A 15,483-nucleotide genomic window follows, 5' to 3' on the forward strand; every position below is an offset into this window, starting at 1 on the left:
CCTTGATTCGCAACCGCTCTGCGATGGATTGGCATCAGCGCGCCAAGCCAATTGCGACGCGATCGCGGCTTTTTACAAGCTCTTTACAATTGGAGTAAACCGGCTGCCTATGCTCGGTCCACGTCATCGCTGCATTACGCCGCGACGGCGTTTTTCCATCCACTGCGAGGTAGCCGATGAAGACCTGGAAGAAGCCTGTCGTTCGTGAAGTCAACTGTGGCGCCGAAATCAACTGCTACGTCTCTGGCGAGTTTTGATCCGGCACGTCTCGATCGCACCAGCCGCCTTTCCTCTTGATGCATGACCGGCACCTGCCGGCAGATTAGGTAACGGTTTCCATGCGCATCATCGTTCTGGGATCGGCGGCCGGCGGTGGGCACCCGCAGTGGAATTGCCACACCCCCGCGAGTCAGCGGGCATGGCAACAAGCAGACGGTGCCCAACGTCGTACCCAAGCCAGCATCGCGGTCAGTGCCGATGACAAGCGCTGGGTGCTGATCAATGCTTCACCCGATTTCCGCCAGCAGATTCTCGCCACACCCGCGTTGTGGCCGCAGCACGGTCTGCGTCACTCCCCGATCGAGGCGGTGCTGTTGACCAGTGGCGAGATCGACCATATCGCCGGGCTGTTGTCGATGCGCGAAAGCCAGCCGTTCTCGCTGCATGCCAGCAGCCGGGTGCTGGACCTGCTGTCGCAAAACCCCATTTTCGATGCGGTCAACCCGCACCACGTGACGCGCCAGCCGTTTGCGCTGGACACACCGGTATCGCTGCTGGGCCTGCAACTCACGCCCTTCTCGGTGCCGGGCAAGGTACCGCTGTTCATGGAGTCGCGCAGCGGCGGCGACCTGGCCGGCTCCAATGAAGAAACCCTCGGGCTGACCATCGACGATGGCCAGCACCGCGTGCACCACATCCCCGGCTGCGCAGCGATGACCGATGCCTTGCGCGCGCGCCTGCAAGGCGCCGAGCTGGTGTTTTTCGACGGCACGCTGTGGCGCGACGATGAGATGGTGCAACTGGGCATCAGCCAGAAAACCGGCCAGCGCATGGGCCACATGAGCATCGACGGCCCCGATGGCAGCATCGCCGCGTTCGCGTCGTTGAATGTGGCACGCAAGATTTTCATCCATATCAACACCACCAATCCCGTGCTCGACATCCACTCGCCGCAATACGCCAGTGCGCGTGCCAGCGGCTGGGATGTTGCCTACGACGGCCTGGAGATCACGTTGTGACCGCACTGCTTACCCCCGACCAACTGGAAGCGGATCTGCGTGCGATCGGCGCTCGTCTGTATCACGACCAGCACCCGTTTCACGCCCTGCTGCACGACGGCAAGCTCGATCGCGGCCAGGTGCAGGCCTGGGCGCTGAATCGCTTCGAATACCAGCGCTGCATTCCATTGAAGGACGCCGCGATCCTGGCGCGCATGGAAGACCCGGCGCTGCGGCGGATCTGGCGCCAGCGCATCCTCGACCACGATGGCAATAGCGCCACCGATGGCGGCATCGCGCGCTGGCTGCATCTGACCGACGCGCTGGGCCTGGATCGCGGCCTGGTCGAATCCGGACGCGCCTTGCTGCCCGGCACGCGCTTTGCGGTGCAGGCGTATCTGCACTTTGTCCGCGAAAAAAGCCTGCTCGAGGCGATCGCCTCCTCGCTCACCGAATTGTTCGCTCCCAACATCATCGGTCAGCGCGTGGCCGGCATGCTCAAGCATTACGACTTCGTCTCGCCCGAAGCGCTGGCGTACTTCGAGCACCGGCTGACCGAGGCGCCACGCGATTCGGATTTCGCGCTCGACTACGTCAAGCAGCATGCCGATACGGTCGAAAAGCAGCAGCTGGTGAAAGCCGCCCTGCATTTCAAATGCTCGGTGTTGTGGGCGCAGCTGGATGCCTTGCACGTGGCCTATGTCGCGCCGGGCATCGTGTGGCCGGACGCATTTGTGCCCGATCGCGACGCCCGCCGGGCCGCTGCGTGAGCGGCATTACCCGCGAGAGTCAGCCGGCCCTGCGCGCGGGCGTGCGCCTGCAGCATGACCGTGCACGCGACCAGTGGGTGCTGCTTGCACCCGAGCGTGTGGTCGAGCTCGACGAGATCGCGCTGGTGGTGGCGAAGCGTTACGACGGCGTGCGCTCGCTGGCACAGATCGCGCAGGAACTCGCCGCAGAATTCGATGCCGACGCCACCGAGATCGAAGTGGATGTGATCGAACTCACCACCACTCTGCATCAGAAGCGTCTGCTGCGGCTATGACGACCGCACCGCCACCGCTATCGGTATTGCTCGAGCTGACCCATCGCTGCCCGCTGGCGTGCCCGTATTGCTCCAACCCGATTGCGTTGGCCGCGCTGCGTGAGGAAATGGATACCTCCGGTTGGCGCTCGCTGCTGCAGCAGGCGGCCGACATGGGCGTGCTGCAGGCGCACTTTTCCGGCGGCGAGCCGATGTTGCGCAAGGATCTGCCCGAACTGGTGGCGCATGCACGCGCGCTCGGGCTGTACAGCAACCTGATCACCTCCGGCGTGGCCGGTGGCGAGCCGATGCTGGACCAGCTGCAGGCGGCCGGGCTGGAGCATGTGCAGCTGAGCGTGCAGGACGTCGACCCGGCCGGTGCCGACCGCATCGCCGGTTATCGCAATAGCCTGGCGAAGAAACGCGAGTTCGCCGCGGCCGTGCGCGCGCGCGGGCTGCCGCTGACGCTCAACGCGGTACTGCACCGGCATAACGCCGAGCGCGTGCCCGGCATGATTGCGCTGGCGCTGGAATGGCAAGCCGAGCGCATCGAAGTGGCGCACACCCAGTACTACGGCTGGGGTCTGCGCAATCGCGCCGCGCTGATGCCCAGCCGCGAGCAGCTGATGGCCACCATTGACGCGGTGGAAACCGCGCGCCGCGAGCTCGGCGACCGCCTGGCGATCGACTTCGTCACCCCGGACTATTACGCGCGCCAACCCAAACCCTGCATGGGTGGCTGGGGGCAGCGCTTCGTCAATATTTCCCCGCGCGGCGACGTACTGCCCTGCCACGCGGCCGAAACCATCGATGGCATGCGTTTCGACAACCTGCGCGACCGCTCGCTGGCCGATATCTGGAACAACGGCGAGGCGTTCGTGCGGTTTCGCGGCACCGCCTGGATGCCCGAGGTCTGCCAGGGCTGTCCCAAGCGCGAGATCGACTGGGGCGGCTGCCGCTGCCAGGCGCTGGCGCTCAGTGGCGATGCCGGCACGCTGGATCCGGTATGCGAACGTTCGCCCGACCATGCCCAGGTGCGCGCTCTTGCCGACACCGAGGCGGCCGCGTCGCCGCCGGAATTCATCTATCGCCGCCCTGCCCGCCCCGCGCATGCGACAGCGTCCACTGCAGACAGCCTGGACTGAGCGGCGTCGGCCGGCACGAAACAGCGTCTACACTAGCCACCTCTTTCCTGTCGGATGGCTTCCATGTCGCTCGCGCGCCGCATTCCCCTGCTGGTCTGCCTGTCTTTTGCATTGACCGCCACCCCGGCCCTGGCGCAGCGCGCAGTGCACGGCGATCTGCAGTCGCAGATGAGCGCCGAACAGTTCAAGGCCGCCGGCCTGGACAAGCTCGATGCCGGCGAACTGGCCGCACTCAACGACTGGCTCCAAGGCAAGGTGGCCAAGGAAGCCGCCGTCGTGGTCGAACAGGCCAAGGAGGCCGGCCGCCAGGAAATCATCGTCAAGAACCGTGGCTTCTTCGACTTCGGCAGCAAGGAGCCGATCGAAAGCAGCATCGTCGGCGAGTTCAAGGGCTTTTCCAAAGGCCGCATCTATACCCTGGCCAATGGTCAGGAGTGGGAACAGACCGACGCAGCCAGCCTCGCCGGCGCGCGCAAGGACGCTCCCAAGGTCAAGATCAAGCCCGGCCTGGTCGGTGTGTGGTATCTGCAGATCGAGGGCTACAACACCCCTGCCAAGGTGCGGCGGATCAAGTAACAGCCGCCAACAAAACGATGGCGCTCGCGGTCAGGCGCGCGCGGCCGGTACTCGTGATGGCGTGGGCCAGTCGCACGCTTCGATGTTGAGCGCGCAGTCACTGCCCACCCGACGACTGCTCGCTGCGCGTTTAGCCCCTGCAGGTTTTAGCCCGTACAAACAGTGCGGACGGCGGAAACGTGCTACCGAAGCACAGAAACCCGGCGCCCGCATCCAGGCGCGCGGAAGGTGCGATGAGGGCTTGCCGACAGACCCCATCGCAGGCAAGCGCGCCTTTGCGAGACGCCAGCGAGTCAACGAAACGACCTCCATTCGCCGACAACGTCGACGTCGTTTTGGTCAGCACACGGCGTAGGCACTGCAACGAATCCATGCGCCGTACGTGCCAGACTTGCCACCGACGACCGGCTCGATGCATGCGTCCGGCGCAGCAGACCGGGCACTTGATCGCGCCGCCCCCAGCGCCGCTCACGGAGAACGCCGATGCGCCTGATGACACGTTACGGGATTGCACTGCTGGCCTTGATCGCAGGGCCGGCGCTGGCGTCCACCGCTGCCGAGCGCTGCGCCACGGCGCCGGAGGTCGGGTTCGATCAGGCCCTGGTCTGCTATCGCGATGCAGTGGAACAGCAGCCGCTGGTCTACACGAAAGGCGCCATCAGCCGGATCGCCGGGGTCGAGCGGCGCGAGTACCTGCTGACCTCGCAAACATGGTCGCCTGAAGGACTGGTCACCCCGGCCACCTGGCAGCATGACGTGGCGATGTATGTGCCCGCCGATGCACTGCAGACACGTGCGTTGCTGATCTCCACCAACGGCACGCGTCACCCGCCCGCAGGGAGTGCGGCGCAGCCGGCCAGCGAGCTGTCGCCCGAAGCGCTGGCGGCGCTGGCGCAACGCAGCCGCACCGTGGTCATCGCGCTGAGCGATATTCCCAATCAGGCGTTGCAGTATCAGGGCGATGCCAGCGCGCGTCGCGAGGACGATAGCGTGGCCTACAGCTGGTCGCTGTTTCTGCAATCGCCGCAGCAACGCAAGACCATGCCGCTGCATGTGCCGATGACGGCGGCGATCGCGCGCACCATGAGCCTGGCCGAGCGCGAGCTGGCACCGCTACAGATCCATCGCTTCATTCTTGCCGGTGCGTCCAAACGGGGTTGGGCCAGCTGGCACGCCACCATCGCCGACCCACGCGTCGATGCAGTGGCGCCGTTCGTGATCGATATCCTCAACATGCCGGCCGTGCTGGACCATATGTACCGGGCATACGGCGGCAACTGGCCGATTGCATTCAACGCCTATGCCAAACAGGGAATTACTGCGCAACTGCAGACCCCGGCGTTTGCGCAACTGGTGCAAGTGCAAGATCCGCTGAGTTATCTGCGCACGCCGCAGCGCAAGCGCCTGATGGTGCCCAAGTACATCGTCAACGCCAGCGGCGACGATTTTTTCCTGCCGGACAACACGCAGTTGTTCTATGACGCGTTGCCTGGCAGCAAAGCCTTGCGCATGGTGCCCAACAGCGCGCACAACGGCATCCGCGCGTCGGTCGTCGACAGCCTCGTACCGTTCGTTGCACGGCTGCAGCAACAGCGCGCGCTGCCAAAAGTCAGCGACAGCTTGCGCACAGGCGACGCCGCCACGATACGTTTCCGTTCGTCGGAACGACCGACGCAAGTGCGGCTATGGTCGGCCACCAATCCGCAGGCGCGCGACTTCCGCTACGCCTGCGGCATCCGCTATCGCGCCACCCCGGTCGTGCTTGCACGCGGCAACACCGTCTCGGTGCCGGTGCAGACTCCAGAGGTCGGTTGGAGCGCCTATTTCGTCGAAGCCACCTATGCGGATGGATTCGTCGCCACCAGCCAGACCTACGTGCTCGGCAAGCAGCAATATCCTTCCAGCGCGCCGCCCACCGACAACGCCGCCTGCAGCACGTTACCCGGCATGGCCACTCGCGCCGCTGCGCGTTGAAGGTGATTGCGGTTGCGGTCAGAGCGAGCAACGGATCGCTGGCCGCCCTCAGCCATTTTCCGGAGGCAGGCTTGATCCGCGACCTGCCGTGACGCTGCGTGACGTCGGGTACGCCAACGACTTGATGGGACGGTTGTCCGCGATGCCTTGCGGCACTCCCGAATCAGGGCGGGTCACCGGTGAGCGTGCACCTCACGATCGCTGCGGGTAGTCGCACCAGGTGAGCACGCCGCTACATCCGCAATATGCAGGCTGCAGACCCGACGACTGCACCGTCTTGTCCGCGTTGCGCAATGAAGTCCGCACAGAAGCGGCACCAGTCGCGGTTTTGGCACTTGAGCCCGCCACCAAGATCGATCCAACCCGACTGAACCATTGACATCGTTGTCACCAACTCCTAAACAGGCCGCTACGCGCTGATGGCATCGGCCGATCAGACGGACCAAAGGACTGCATGTGGCTGCGACTTCGCGTTCTGCTCACGTTTCTGCCAGGCCCGTTGTTCCTGTCGCCGCCGGCTTCATCGCTGCCGATGTCGGCGGTACGCATGTGCGTCTTGGCCATGTAGTGCAGACAGAGGACGCCATCGCGCTGGCGCATTACCGCACCTATCGCTGCGCCGAGTACGTCAGCCTTGAAGCCATCCTGGCCGACTTCCTGCCGCAGGCCGGCCGTGTCGAGACGGCCGTCATCGCCAGCGCCGGCGTTGCGCTGGACGACGGCAGCTTCATCAGCAACAACCTGCCCTGGAGCATCTCACCCACCCGCCTGCGCGCCACGCTGAAGCTGCGCAACGTGCATCTGGTCAACGACTTCGAAGCGGTTGCCTACGCAGCGCCGCAGATGGAGCCGCGCGCGCTGCTGCAACTGAGCGGGCCTACGCCACGGCATGCGCGTAGCGCCGGGCCGATTCTGGTGGTCGGCCCAGGCACCGGATTGGGAGCTGCGGTGTGGATCGATGCCAAGCCCCGCCCCATCGTACTGGCGACCGAAGCCGGCCAGGTGGCACTGGCCAGCACTCACGCGCACGAACATCAGCTGCTGCGCATTCTGCTGCGCGACCGGCACTACCTGCCGCTGGAGCACGTGTTGTCCGGGCCTGGGTTATTGCGGCTATATGCCGCGGTGTGCACGCTGCACGGCTTGCCGCAACGCCACCAGCAGCCTGCGGCAATCACGCACGCGGCATTGCATGAAGACGACCCACTGGCGCGCGAAACGCTGCATGTGTTCTGCGCCCTGCTCGGCCACGCAGTCGGCGACATGGCGCTGGCCTACGGCGCCGCTGGCGGCATCTATCTGGCCGGCGGCATCCTGCCGACGATCGGAAACTTTCTGGCGTCCAGCGCATTCGGCGCGCGCTTTCTGGACAAGGGCAACATGCGCGGGGTGCTCGAACGCATCCCGGTCAAGCTGGTCGAGCACGGGCAGCTGGGCGTGCTCGGTGCGGCCAACTGGTATCTGCACCACCACGCTGACATGTCGTAAGCGTTCCACCGCACGTTTTCCCGGACGTGCGGTTGCTAGCCCCCGCATCCGGCGAGCCACGGCCCGCCATCCATCCCTGTGCGTGATGAGGAGAGACATCATGAAAGACAGCACCAAACTGCTGTGCAGTGCGATTGCGTTGTCGTTGGCGGTGACCGCGCAAGCCCAGGACAGCGCTGGCCAGCAAGCCACCGAACTGGATGCCGTACAGGTGGTCGGCATCCGTGCCAGCCTGGAAAAATCCCTGGATACCAAACGCAACAACGCAGGCATTTCCGAAGCGATCACCGCCGAAGACATCGGCAAGTTTCCCAGCACCAACGTGGCCGAAGCGCTGTCGCAGATTCCCGGCGTCACCCTGGATCGCCGCTTCGGCCAGGGCGAGCGGGTCAGCATCGACGGCACCGACCCCAGCTTGAATCTGTCGTTCCTGGATGGCCACCCGGTGGCGCAGGCGATCTGGTTATACGGCGAGCAACCCAGCCGCGGATTCGATTACACCTTGCTGGCGCCGCAGATCCTGGGACGCGCGGAGATCCTCAAATCCTCCGAAGCGCGGCTGACCGAAGGCAGCCTGGGTGGAACGGTGCTGATGCACACGCGCCAACCACTGGATCTGGAAGCCAACGAGATCGCCGGCTCCATCGGCTACAGCTATAGCGACCAGGCCAGCAAGGGCAAGCCCAATGCGGCGCTGCTATACAGCTGGAAAAACCCGTCAGAAACCTTGGGCATCGCCGTGTCCGCGCAGCATTACGAAGAACGCGTGGACCGCCGCGGCATGGAGGTGTTCGGCTACGCGCCCGCCAGCACGTTTGCCAACGCCGCAGGCACGGTGCCTGCCGATGCAGATGTGCCCAACTCGATCAACGCTGCCTGGTTCCAGCAGGACCGCGAGCGCGACAGCGCGGTGGTCAACCTGCAACTCAAGCCCAGCGACGCACTGGAATTCAACCTCAGCGGCTTGTACATCAACGAGAATTTCGACAACTACAACCAATCGATGTACAGCTTTCTGACCTGGAATGCCGGCACGGTGGCTGCAGTGGACCAGCTCGGCGATGTGCGCAACGGCGTGGTGACCAGCGGCCACTCCGGCGCCAATGCCGACCCGCTTGGCGGCACGGTGATCTACGACAACAACGTGCGCGAATCGGAAGTCACCACCAAAGGCCTGGACCTGCGCGGCGCATTCGCCGGCGATGGCTGGGGATTGAAGGGACAGGTGGGCCAGAGCAAATCCGAAAACAAGGATCTGTCGCAATACTTCATCGAGCCGTTCTACAACGGCGGTTTTCGTTGGGACACGCGCCGCGGCATCCAGTTCGACGACCCTGCAGCCGCGCGCAACCCGGCCAACTGGGGCTCGGCCGGCGGCTGGTTCGGCAACAACGGGATCTTCTCCACGCAGAGCAAGGACACATACGGGCAACTGGACCTGGATCTGCAGTTCGATGGCGTGTTCAACCAACTGCTGCTCGGCGTGCGCCATGGCAAGCATGAGGAACGTTTCGAACTCAACGTCTACGGCGGGGTAACCCCTGGCACATTGGCCGACGTCGGCACGATCGGCCTGACCGACCTGCAGGATTTCTATCCCGACCACGGCCGGCACGTGCAGGCCGGGCGCAACAATGTGCTGAACTGGATCCGCAACAGCCCGGTCGATTACAACGCACCGGATCCGGCCAGCTATCTCAACAACAGCTGGGCACTGCAGCAGACCAACAACGCCGCCTACGCACAGCTGAATTTCTCCGGCGGCGGCCTGCGCGGCAATCTGGGCGTGCGCTATGTGGACTCCAAGACCGAAGGTAGCGGCTTCGTCTACAGCGGCACACCGTCGTTGGCCAATGTCGATAGCCTGTGGCAGACGCGTACCCGCAAGGAGGACTTCCTGCTGCCGTCGCTGACCTTGTCCTATGACACCAGCCAGGACTGGGTGTTCCGCTTCGCCGCGGCCAAGGTGATCGCCTGGGCGCCTTACAACCAGATGGTCAACAACACGTTCCTCAACGACACCACGCTGACCGGCAGCGGCGGCAACGCGGAGCTGTCGCCGTACGAATCGTGGAATTTCAATCTATCGGCCGAGTACTACTTCGCGCAGCAGTCCGTGGTCGCATGGTCGGTGTTCTACAAGAAGATCGACAACTACATCGACACCAGTGCCAGCGTGGAGCGTCAGTACAACGCGCTACGCGACACCGCACCGCAGAGCTGGGCGCAATTGCTCGGCAGCAATGGCTGCACCGCCGACGGCTACTGCGATTACAGCGTGCAACGCCCGCGCAACGCCGGCGACGGCAAGGTCAAGGGCTTCAACATCGCATTCCAGCAACCCTTTGGCGACAGCGGCTTTGGCCTTACCGCCAACTACACCTACGCCAACGGTGAAAACAACACCGGCGATGCGCTGCCGTACCAGTCGCGCAACAGCGTGGCGTTCAGCCCGTACTTTGAGAAAGGCCCGCTCAATGCGCGGCTGACCTACAACTGGCGCGACAGCTATCTTGCCGGCGGCTATGTGGCCGGTGCGGCGCCGGCCAGCGTGGACGACTATGCCGAACTCGGCGCCAGCATCGGCTATGCATTCAGCCCGAACTGGTCGCTGCAGCTCGATGGGCAGAACCTGCTGGACGAAGAGTATCTGCAATACCTCGGCGACAAGGACCATCTGGCTGGCCGCTACAGGAGCGGGCGGCGCTATATGGCGAACCTGCACGTGAAGTTCTGACGTCGGCGCCGTCGTGGGTGCGGCCATTACCGTGTGGCCGTACCCGCCAGGTACTGGATACCTAGACGCCTGCGCTGCTTGGCGATGCGTATGCACCGCCCTTCTACGCAGCTTGATCTGCACGCCGCGCATGGCGCTGCGGGAAACCGACATGGTGACTGCGGCGGTCAGGCACCCGGCCCATCACTCGCTACGCACATGCGAACCGTTCCCACTGCAGCGGGCTGCGAGCAGCCCGCGCGCAATCGGGCAGCGCGACTCAGCCGCGCAACGCCGCCACGCGCTGCGACAATTTCTTTGCCGACACGCCGGACCTGGCGCCGAGCTCCTGCGCGAACACCGACACCCGCAACTCTTCCAGATCCCAGCGCAGCGCCTGCCAGTCGGCACCTTGCTGCAATCCACGCGCGGCCGCATCGTCCAGCGCATCCACAAACGGCTTGAGCTCGAGCATGCGTGACTGATCGCGCGCCGGATCGCGTTTGGCACGCTCGGTCCGCAGGATCATCGCCTTGAGATAGCGCGGATAGTTGGCCAGCGCTTCGGCCGGGGTGTCGCGCAGGAAGCCGGCATGCACCAATGCACGCAACTGCTGCTCCATATCGTCCAGATTGCCGCGTGCCCAGCCCATCAAGGGCGCTTCCAGCAGCGGCTTGAGCTCGGCAACCGCCCCGAGGATGCTTTCGGCAAGTTTCAGCCGCTCCATCGCTTCGCCGAACAGGCGCTTGGTCGCATCCTCGCGACGGTGTGCAAACGCAGCCGGGTCGCGGATCGCGCCCAGCCCGTCGGCGAGCACCGCATTGAGCGCAGCATCGACCAGATCGCCACGCAGGCGCTCCTGCGATTCGATCGCCGCATACAACAGGCCGGTTTTGGGCGAGACCGGCAACTGTTTGCGCGCGTGTTTGATCTTGTCGGCCAACGCGATTTCCAACAGGCGACGCACGCCGCGTGGGTGCGCCTGCGCAGCGTCGTTGCGGTCGGCAAAGATGCGCAAGGCAGCGTCCTCGCCCTGATCCACCAAGGCCGGGTACGCCGGCACACCGGCCTCGCCCGCAACCTGTTCGGGAATCGGGGTGCTCGGAAAATCGCGCAACCCTTCTGCAGCCAGGGCACGCCCGGCACGCGCGGCAAACGCCTGTCCGGCGCGTTCGCCAAAGCGTGCACGCAGGCCGTCTAGGTCGCGCGATTCAGCCAGCACCTTGGCGTCGTCGTCGCGCAGACGCAGGTTCATCAGCAGATGCGTATCCAGCGATTGTTCGTCGAAATCCAGCGCCGATACTTGCACGCCGGTGGCCTTGGATAGAAAACGCGCCAGCTCGCCGCGGATATCGTCGGCCGACGGCAGACTGTAGGCCTCGTAGAACGCACGCCCGAAATCTGGCGCCGGCACGAAATTGCGCCGCTGCGCCTTGGGCAGGCTGCGGATCAGGGCCGATGCCTTGTCGGCGACAAAGCCAGGCGCCAGCCATGACAGGCGCGCTGGGTCCAGCGCATTGAGCAGATGCAGCGGCACGTCCAGGGTGACGCCGTCATCGATCGCACCCGGCTCGAAACGGTACTGCAGCGGCAGCCGCGCATCGCCCAGCGGGAAATACTTCGGGAAGCGATCGGCCTCGCTTCCCTCGCCGGGCAGCAGATCGTTCAGGGTCCAGTGCAGGCTGCGGCGTTTGTCCGGCGGCAGGCTCTTCCACCACGCATCCAGCCCGCTGGCCGAATGCAGCTCGGCCGGAATGCGGTCCAGGTACCAGCGCGCCTGCCAGTCTTCGTCGGCGACGATGCCGGCGCGACGCAGCTTGGCCTCTTCCTCGCGCGCCTGTTCCAGCACCTTGAGGTTATCGACCACGAATGCGGCGCGCGTGTTGATTTCGCCGGTCACCAGGCCTTGCCGCACGAACAGATCGTGCGAGGCAGCCGGGTCGATCTTGCCGAAATGCACCGGTTTCTTCGGCGCCAGCACCAGCCCGAACAGGCTGATCTGCTCCGACGCCACCACCTGCCCCTGCGCACGCGACCAGTGCGGGTCGAAATGCTTGCGTGCCAGCAGATGCCCCAGCTCGGCGATGGCCCAATCCGGCTCGATTGCCGCGTTGGTCATGCCCCAGACCTTTTGCGTATCCAGCAGCGTGGCGGCCAGAATCCACGGCGGCGGCTTGCGTGCCAATGCCGAGCCGGGGAACGGCACGAACCGGCGTTGCCGCGCGGCGAGAAAGTCGCCTTTTTCGGTGCGATGGCCGATCTGCGTGGGTAAGCCGGCCAGCAGCGCGCGATGCAGCGATTGATATGCCGCAGCGCGTTCGCGCTCGCTCGCTCGCGCCGACACTTCCGCGGCCTCGGCCTGTTTGTTGGACACCGCAGCGGTGGATTGCGCTGGTGGCGCAGCCGGATCGGGCTTGCCTTCGCGCGCAAGACGCGCGGCACGGTGCAGCTGCCCGCGCGTCGGCCGGTTGGCATTGTGACCATCCTCGCGCGCAGGCGCGCTGGCGCCCGCCAGCAGCGGCGCCAGCATCACGTTGGCCGGCTCCTCGCTCCAGCCGAGCTCTTCGCACAACAGCCGCAATTGCCGATGCAGTTCGCGCCACTCGCGCATGCGCAAAAAGCCCAGAAAATGCCGGTTGCACCAATCGCGCAACTTGGACTGGGTGAGGTCTTCGTGCACCTGCCGGTAGGCGTCCCACAGGCGCAGGATGCCGACGAATTCAGAGCGCGCATCGGCAAACAGCGCATGCGCATTGTCGGCCGCCTCGCGCGCTTCGGGCGGGCGTTCGCGCGGGTCCTGGATGCCCAGGAACGAGGCGATGATGATCATCTCGCGCAGGCAGCCATGCTGCTGTGCGGCCACCAGCATGCGCGCCAGCTTGACGTCCACCGGCAGGCGCGCCATCTGGCGACCGATGGCGGTGAGACGCCGATCGGCATCGATCGCGCCCAGCTCCAGCAGCTGCTGCCAGCCGTCGGCGACTGCGCGTTCGTCCGGCGCTTCCAGGAACGGGAAGTCCTCGATCCGCCCCAGCCCCAGTTGCAGCATGCGCAGGATCACACCCGACAACGACGAGCGCCGGATTTCCGGGTCGGTAAACGCCGGGCGCGCGGCAAAGTCCGCCTCGGCATACAGCCGGTAACAAATTCCTTCGGCGATCCGCCCGCAACGGCCCATGCGCTGATTGGCACTGGCCTGCGAGATCGGCTCGATATGCAGGCGGTCCAGCTTCTGCCGCGGGCTGTAACGCTTGACGCGCGCAAAGCCCGGGTCCACCACATAGCGGATGCGCGGCACCGTCAACGAGGTTTCGGCCACATTGGTCGCCAGCACCAGACGCCGGCGCGGGCCGGGGTTGAACACGCGGTCCTGATCGGCCGCCGACAGCCGCGCATACAGCGGCACCACTTCGGTCTCGCGGTATTTGCGTCGTTCCAGCGCATGATGCGCATCGCGGATCTCGCGTTCGCCCGGCAGGAACATCAGCACGTCGCCGCGCGGATCGATGCGGGTGATCTCGTCGATCGCCGCCACGATCGCATCGTTGACGCTGCGCTCGCCATCGCGGCCGGTGTCCTGCGCTTCGTCGCCGCCGCTTTCTCCTTCGAGCGGCCGATAGCGCACTTCGACCGGAAAGGTCCGCCCCTCCACATTGATCACCGGCGCATTGTCGAAATGCTGCGCGAAGCGTTCGGTATCGATGGTCGCCGAGGTCACGATCAACTTGAGATCCGAGCGCTTCTTCAGCAACTGCTTGAGATAGCCGAGCAGGAAATCGATGTTGAGGCTGCGCTCGTGCGCCTCGTCCACGATGATGGTGTCGTAGGCCGACAACCAGCGGTCGCTGGCGATCTCGGCCAGCAGGATGCCGTCGGTCATGAACTTGATGCGCGACTGCTCGCTCACCCGGTCCGTGAAGCGCACCTGGAAGCCCACCAGCGTGCCCAACGGCGTCTTCAGCTCGTCGGCCACCCGCGCGGCCACCGCGCGCGCGGCGATCCGGCGCGGCTGGGTGCAGCCGATCATGCCGGCCGCACCGCGCCCGGCCGCCAGACACAGCTTGGGCAGCTGGGTGGTCTTGCCGGAGCCGGTTTCGCCGGCGATGACGACGACCTGATGGTCGCGGATCAGCCCAATGATGCGCTCGGCTTCGCGGGCGATCGGCAGCTGCGTGTCCAGCGTGATCGCCGGCTGCTGCGCGGCACGCGCCTGCCGCTGCGCCAGCGACACCGTCAACGCCTGCTCGAACGCATCGCGCAGTTGCGGGTTGCCGGGCTTGCCCTGCCAGCGCGACCATAGGCCAAGCAAGCGGCCCCGGTCGCGGCTCAGTGCGCCATCCACGGCGTGGCGGCGCTCACGCAGCAGCGCGGCAAGGTCGGTGTCGATAGCGCTCATTGATGGAGAAATGTGAAAGATTGAATGACGTTTGATCCTTTAGCCTGTCTATTGTGACGCCATATCTGTTCCCTCAGACACCCACCTCCTCAGAAGGGCCATTCCATGTCCAAGAAAAAGAACGCCAACAAGCCCGTCGTCATCAACGATGCTCTGCCGGTCGCTGCAGCGTCGGCGCCGCATATCGATATCGGGATCAAGGACGCCGATCGCAAGCAGATCTCCGACGGTCTGGCCCGCTACATGGCTGACGCCTTCACCTTGTACCTGAAGACCCACAACTTCCATTGGAACGTCACCGGGTCGATGTTCAACTCGCTGCACACCATGTTCGAAACCCAGTACACCGAGCAGTGGGCTGCACTGGACGAAGTGGCCGAGCGCATCCGCGCCCTGGGCTATAACGCACCGGGCTCGTACCGCGAGTTCGTCGCGCTGACCTCGATTCCGGAAGAGCCGGGCCTGAGCGACAGCGCCGACTGGCGTGAAATGGTGCGTCAGTTGGTCAGCGGCAACGAGGCCGTGTGCCGCACTGCCCGCAAGGTGCTTGGCACCGCCGACGACGCCGGCGACGACCCGACCGTGGACCTGCTGACCCAGCGCCTGCAGACCCATGAGAAGTACGCCTGGATGCTGCGCTCGCTGCTGCAGTAAACCCGCAGGGCTTCGCCCCCTGCAGGCTTGCCCAAGGTTTCGCTGCGCCGAAACCTTGGGGCCCTGGCCACTCCCCCCGCCTTCGGCGCGCCCCCTGACTCAGGGGTCGCGACCATCTCCGCTTCGCGGACATGTCCCCCAACGTTTACTTTGCAAACGTCGGGCCCCGCTACGCACCCCCATACCCCCGCCTTCGGCGCGCCCCCTGACTCAGGGGGCTGGGATGTGCTGTCGGTTGTTGCGCCCTGTCCCGGCGGGAGAGGGGTTGGTGAGGGTGCGGAGCGCAGCTCAGT

Annotated in this window: 11 protein-coding genes; 10 read left to right on the forward strand and 1 reads right to left on the reverse strand. The window is 65.1% G+C overall.

All coding sequences use genetic code 11. The features are described 5' to 3' along the window. The first annotated feature begins 176 nt into the window (after positions 1-176). The 9 genes from pqqA to FHY18_RS05425 all read left to right on the forward strand — a co-directional run bounded on the left by pqqA (position 177) and on the right by FHY18_RS05425 (position 10,161). Complete coding sequence (pqqA, locus tag FHY18_RS05385) at positions 177-257, forward strand: pyrroloquinoline quinone precursor peptide PqqA (protein WP_002812057.1); 81 nt, start codon at positions 177-179, stop codon at positions 255-257. 81 nt (positions 258-338) lie between these two features. Then, positions 339-1,238 (forward strand): pyrroloquinoline quinone biosynthesis protein PqqB, encoded by a 900-nt coding sequence (gene pqqB, locus FHY18_RS05390; RefSeq protein WP_259152208.1) that lies wholly within the window; start codon positions 339-341, stop codon positions 1,236-1,238. Next, positions 1,235-1,987 carry a pyrroloquinoline-quinone synthase PqqC gene (gene pqqC / locus FHY18_RS05395; RefSeq protein WP_259152209.1) on the forward strand — a complete coding sequence of 251 codons (753 nt, stop codon included), beginning with the start codon at positions 1,235-1,237 and terminating at the stop codon, positions 1,985-1,987. The genes pqqB and pqqC overlap by 4 nt, the downstream gene beginning before the upstream one ends. Further along, on the forward strand, positions 1,984-2,262 hold the full coding sequence (gene pqqD, locus FHY18_RS05400) for a pyrroloquinoline quinone biosynthesis peptide chaperone PqqD (protein WP_259152210.1): 279 nt from the start codon (positions 1,984-1,986) through the stop codon (positions 2,260-2,262). Before pqqC ends, pqqD begins: the two co-directional genes overlap by 4 nt. Next, positions 2,259-3,386: a pyrroloquinoline quinone biosynthesis protein PqqE gene (pqqE, locus tag FHY18_RS05405; RefSeq protein ID WP_259152211.1), complete on the forward strand. Its 1,128-nt coding sequence runs from the start codon at positions 2,259-2,261 to the stop codon at positions 3,384-3,386. Before pqqD ends, pqqE begins: the two co-directional genes overlap by 4 nt. Before the next feature lie 63 nt (positions 3,387-3,449). Then, positions 3,450-3,962, forward strand: coding sequence for a hypothetical protein (locus FHY18_RS05410; RefSeq protein ID WP_259152212.1), 513 nt, complete (start codon positions 3,450-3,452; stop codon positions 3,960-3,962). A gap of 483 nt (positions 3,963-4,445) precedes the next feature. Next, a complete protein-coding gene (locus FHY18_RS05415) occupies positions 4,446-5,936 on the forward strand; it encodes a PhoPQ-activated protein PqaA family protein (protein ID WP_259152213.1) in 1,491 nt (496 codons plus the stop codon). A 456-nt stretch (positions 5,937-6,392) separates the two neighbouring features. Continuing rightward, on the forward strand, positions 6,393-7,424 hold the full coding sequence (locus FHY18_RS05420) for a glucokinase family protein (protein ID WP_259152215.1): 1,032 nt from the start codon (positions 6,393-6,395) through the stop codon (positions 7,422-7,424). A gap of 100 nt (positions 7,425-7,524) precedes the next feature. Continuing rightward, entirely contained in the window at positions 7,525-10,161 is a 2,637-nt protein-coding gene (locus FHY18_RS05425; protein WP_259152219.1) for a TonB-dependent receptor, read from the forward strand. 259 nt (positions 10,162-10,420) lie between these two features. On the opposite strand, the gene hrpA is transcribed toward FHY18_RS05425, so the two are convergent. Continuing rightward, positions 10,421-14,536, reverse strand: coding sequence for an ATP-dependent RNA helicase HrpA (hrpA, locus tag FHY18_RS05430; RefSeq protein WP_259152220.1), 4,116 nt, complete (start codon positions 14,534-14,536; stop codon positions 10,421-10,423). A 105-nt stretch (positions 14,537-14,641) separates the two neighbouring features. Between hrpA and FHY18_RS05435 the strand changes: the two genes are divergently transcribed. After that, the gene (locus FHY18_RS05435; RefSeq protein ID WP_005988683.1) at positions 14,642-15,190 is read left to right on the forward strand and encodes a Dps family protein; all 549 of its coding nucleotides are present in this window, start codon (positions 14,642-14,644) and stop codon (positions 15,188-15,190) included. Positions 15,191-15,483: the final 293 nt, after the last annotated feature.

This window comes from Xanthomonas sp. 3793 (assembly GCF_024806835.1).
Taxonomy (GTDB): Bacteria; Pseudomonadota; Gammaproteobacteria; order Xanthomonadales; family Xanthomonadaceae; genus Xanthomonas; species Xanthomonas arboricola_F.

What these genes read in the sequence shown, in the direction of transcription:
- pqqA (WP_002812057.1), top strand. Translation starts at nt 177, where the DNA reads ATGAAGACCTGGAAGAAGCCTGTCGTTCGTGAAGTCAACTGTGGCGCC.
- pqqB (WP_259152208.1), top strand. Translation starts at nt 339, where the DNA reads ATGCGCATCATCGTTCTGGGATCGGCGGCCGGCGGTGGGCACCCGCAG.
- pqqE (WP_259152211.1), top strand. Translation starts at nt 2,259, where the DNA reads ATGACGACCGCACCGCCACCGCTATCGGTATTGCTCGAGCTGACCCAT.
- FHY18_RS05410 (WP_259152212.1), top strand. Translation starts at nt 3,450, where the DNA reads ATGTCGCTCGCGCGCCGCATTCCCCTGCTGGTCTGCCTGTCTTTTGCA.
- FHY18_RS05415 (WP_259152213.1), top strand. Translation starts at nt 4,446, where the DNA reads ATGCGCCTGATGACACGTTACGGGATTGCACTGCTGGCCTTGATCGCA.
- FHY18_RS05425 (WP_259152219.1), top strand. Translation starts at nt 7,525, where the DNA reads ATGAAAGACAGCACCAAACTGCTGTGCAGTGCGATTGCGTTGTCGTTG.
- hrpA (WP_259152220.1), bottom strand. Translation starts at nt 14,536, where the DNA reads ATGAGCGCTATCGACACCGACCTTGCCGCGCTGCTGCGTGAGCGCCGC.
- FHY18_RS05435 (WP_005988683.1), top strand. Translation starts at nt 14,642, where the DNA reads ATGTCCAAGAAAAAGAACGCCAACAAGCCCGTCGTCATCAACGATGCT.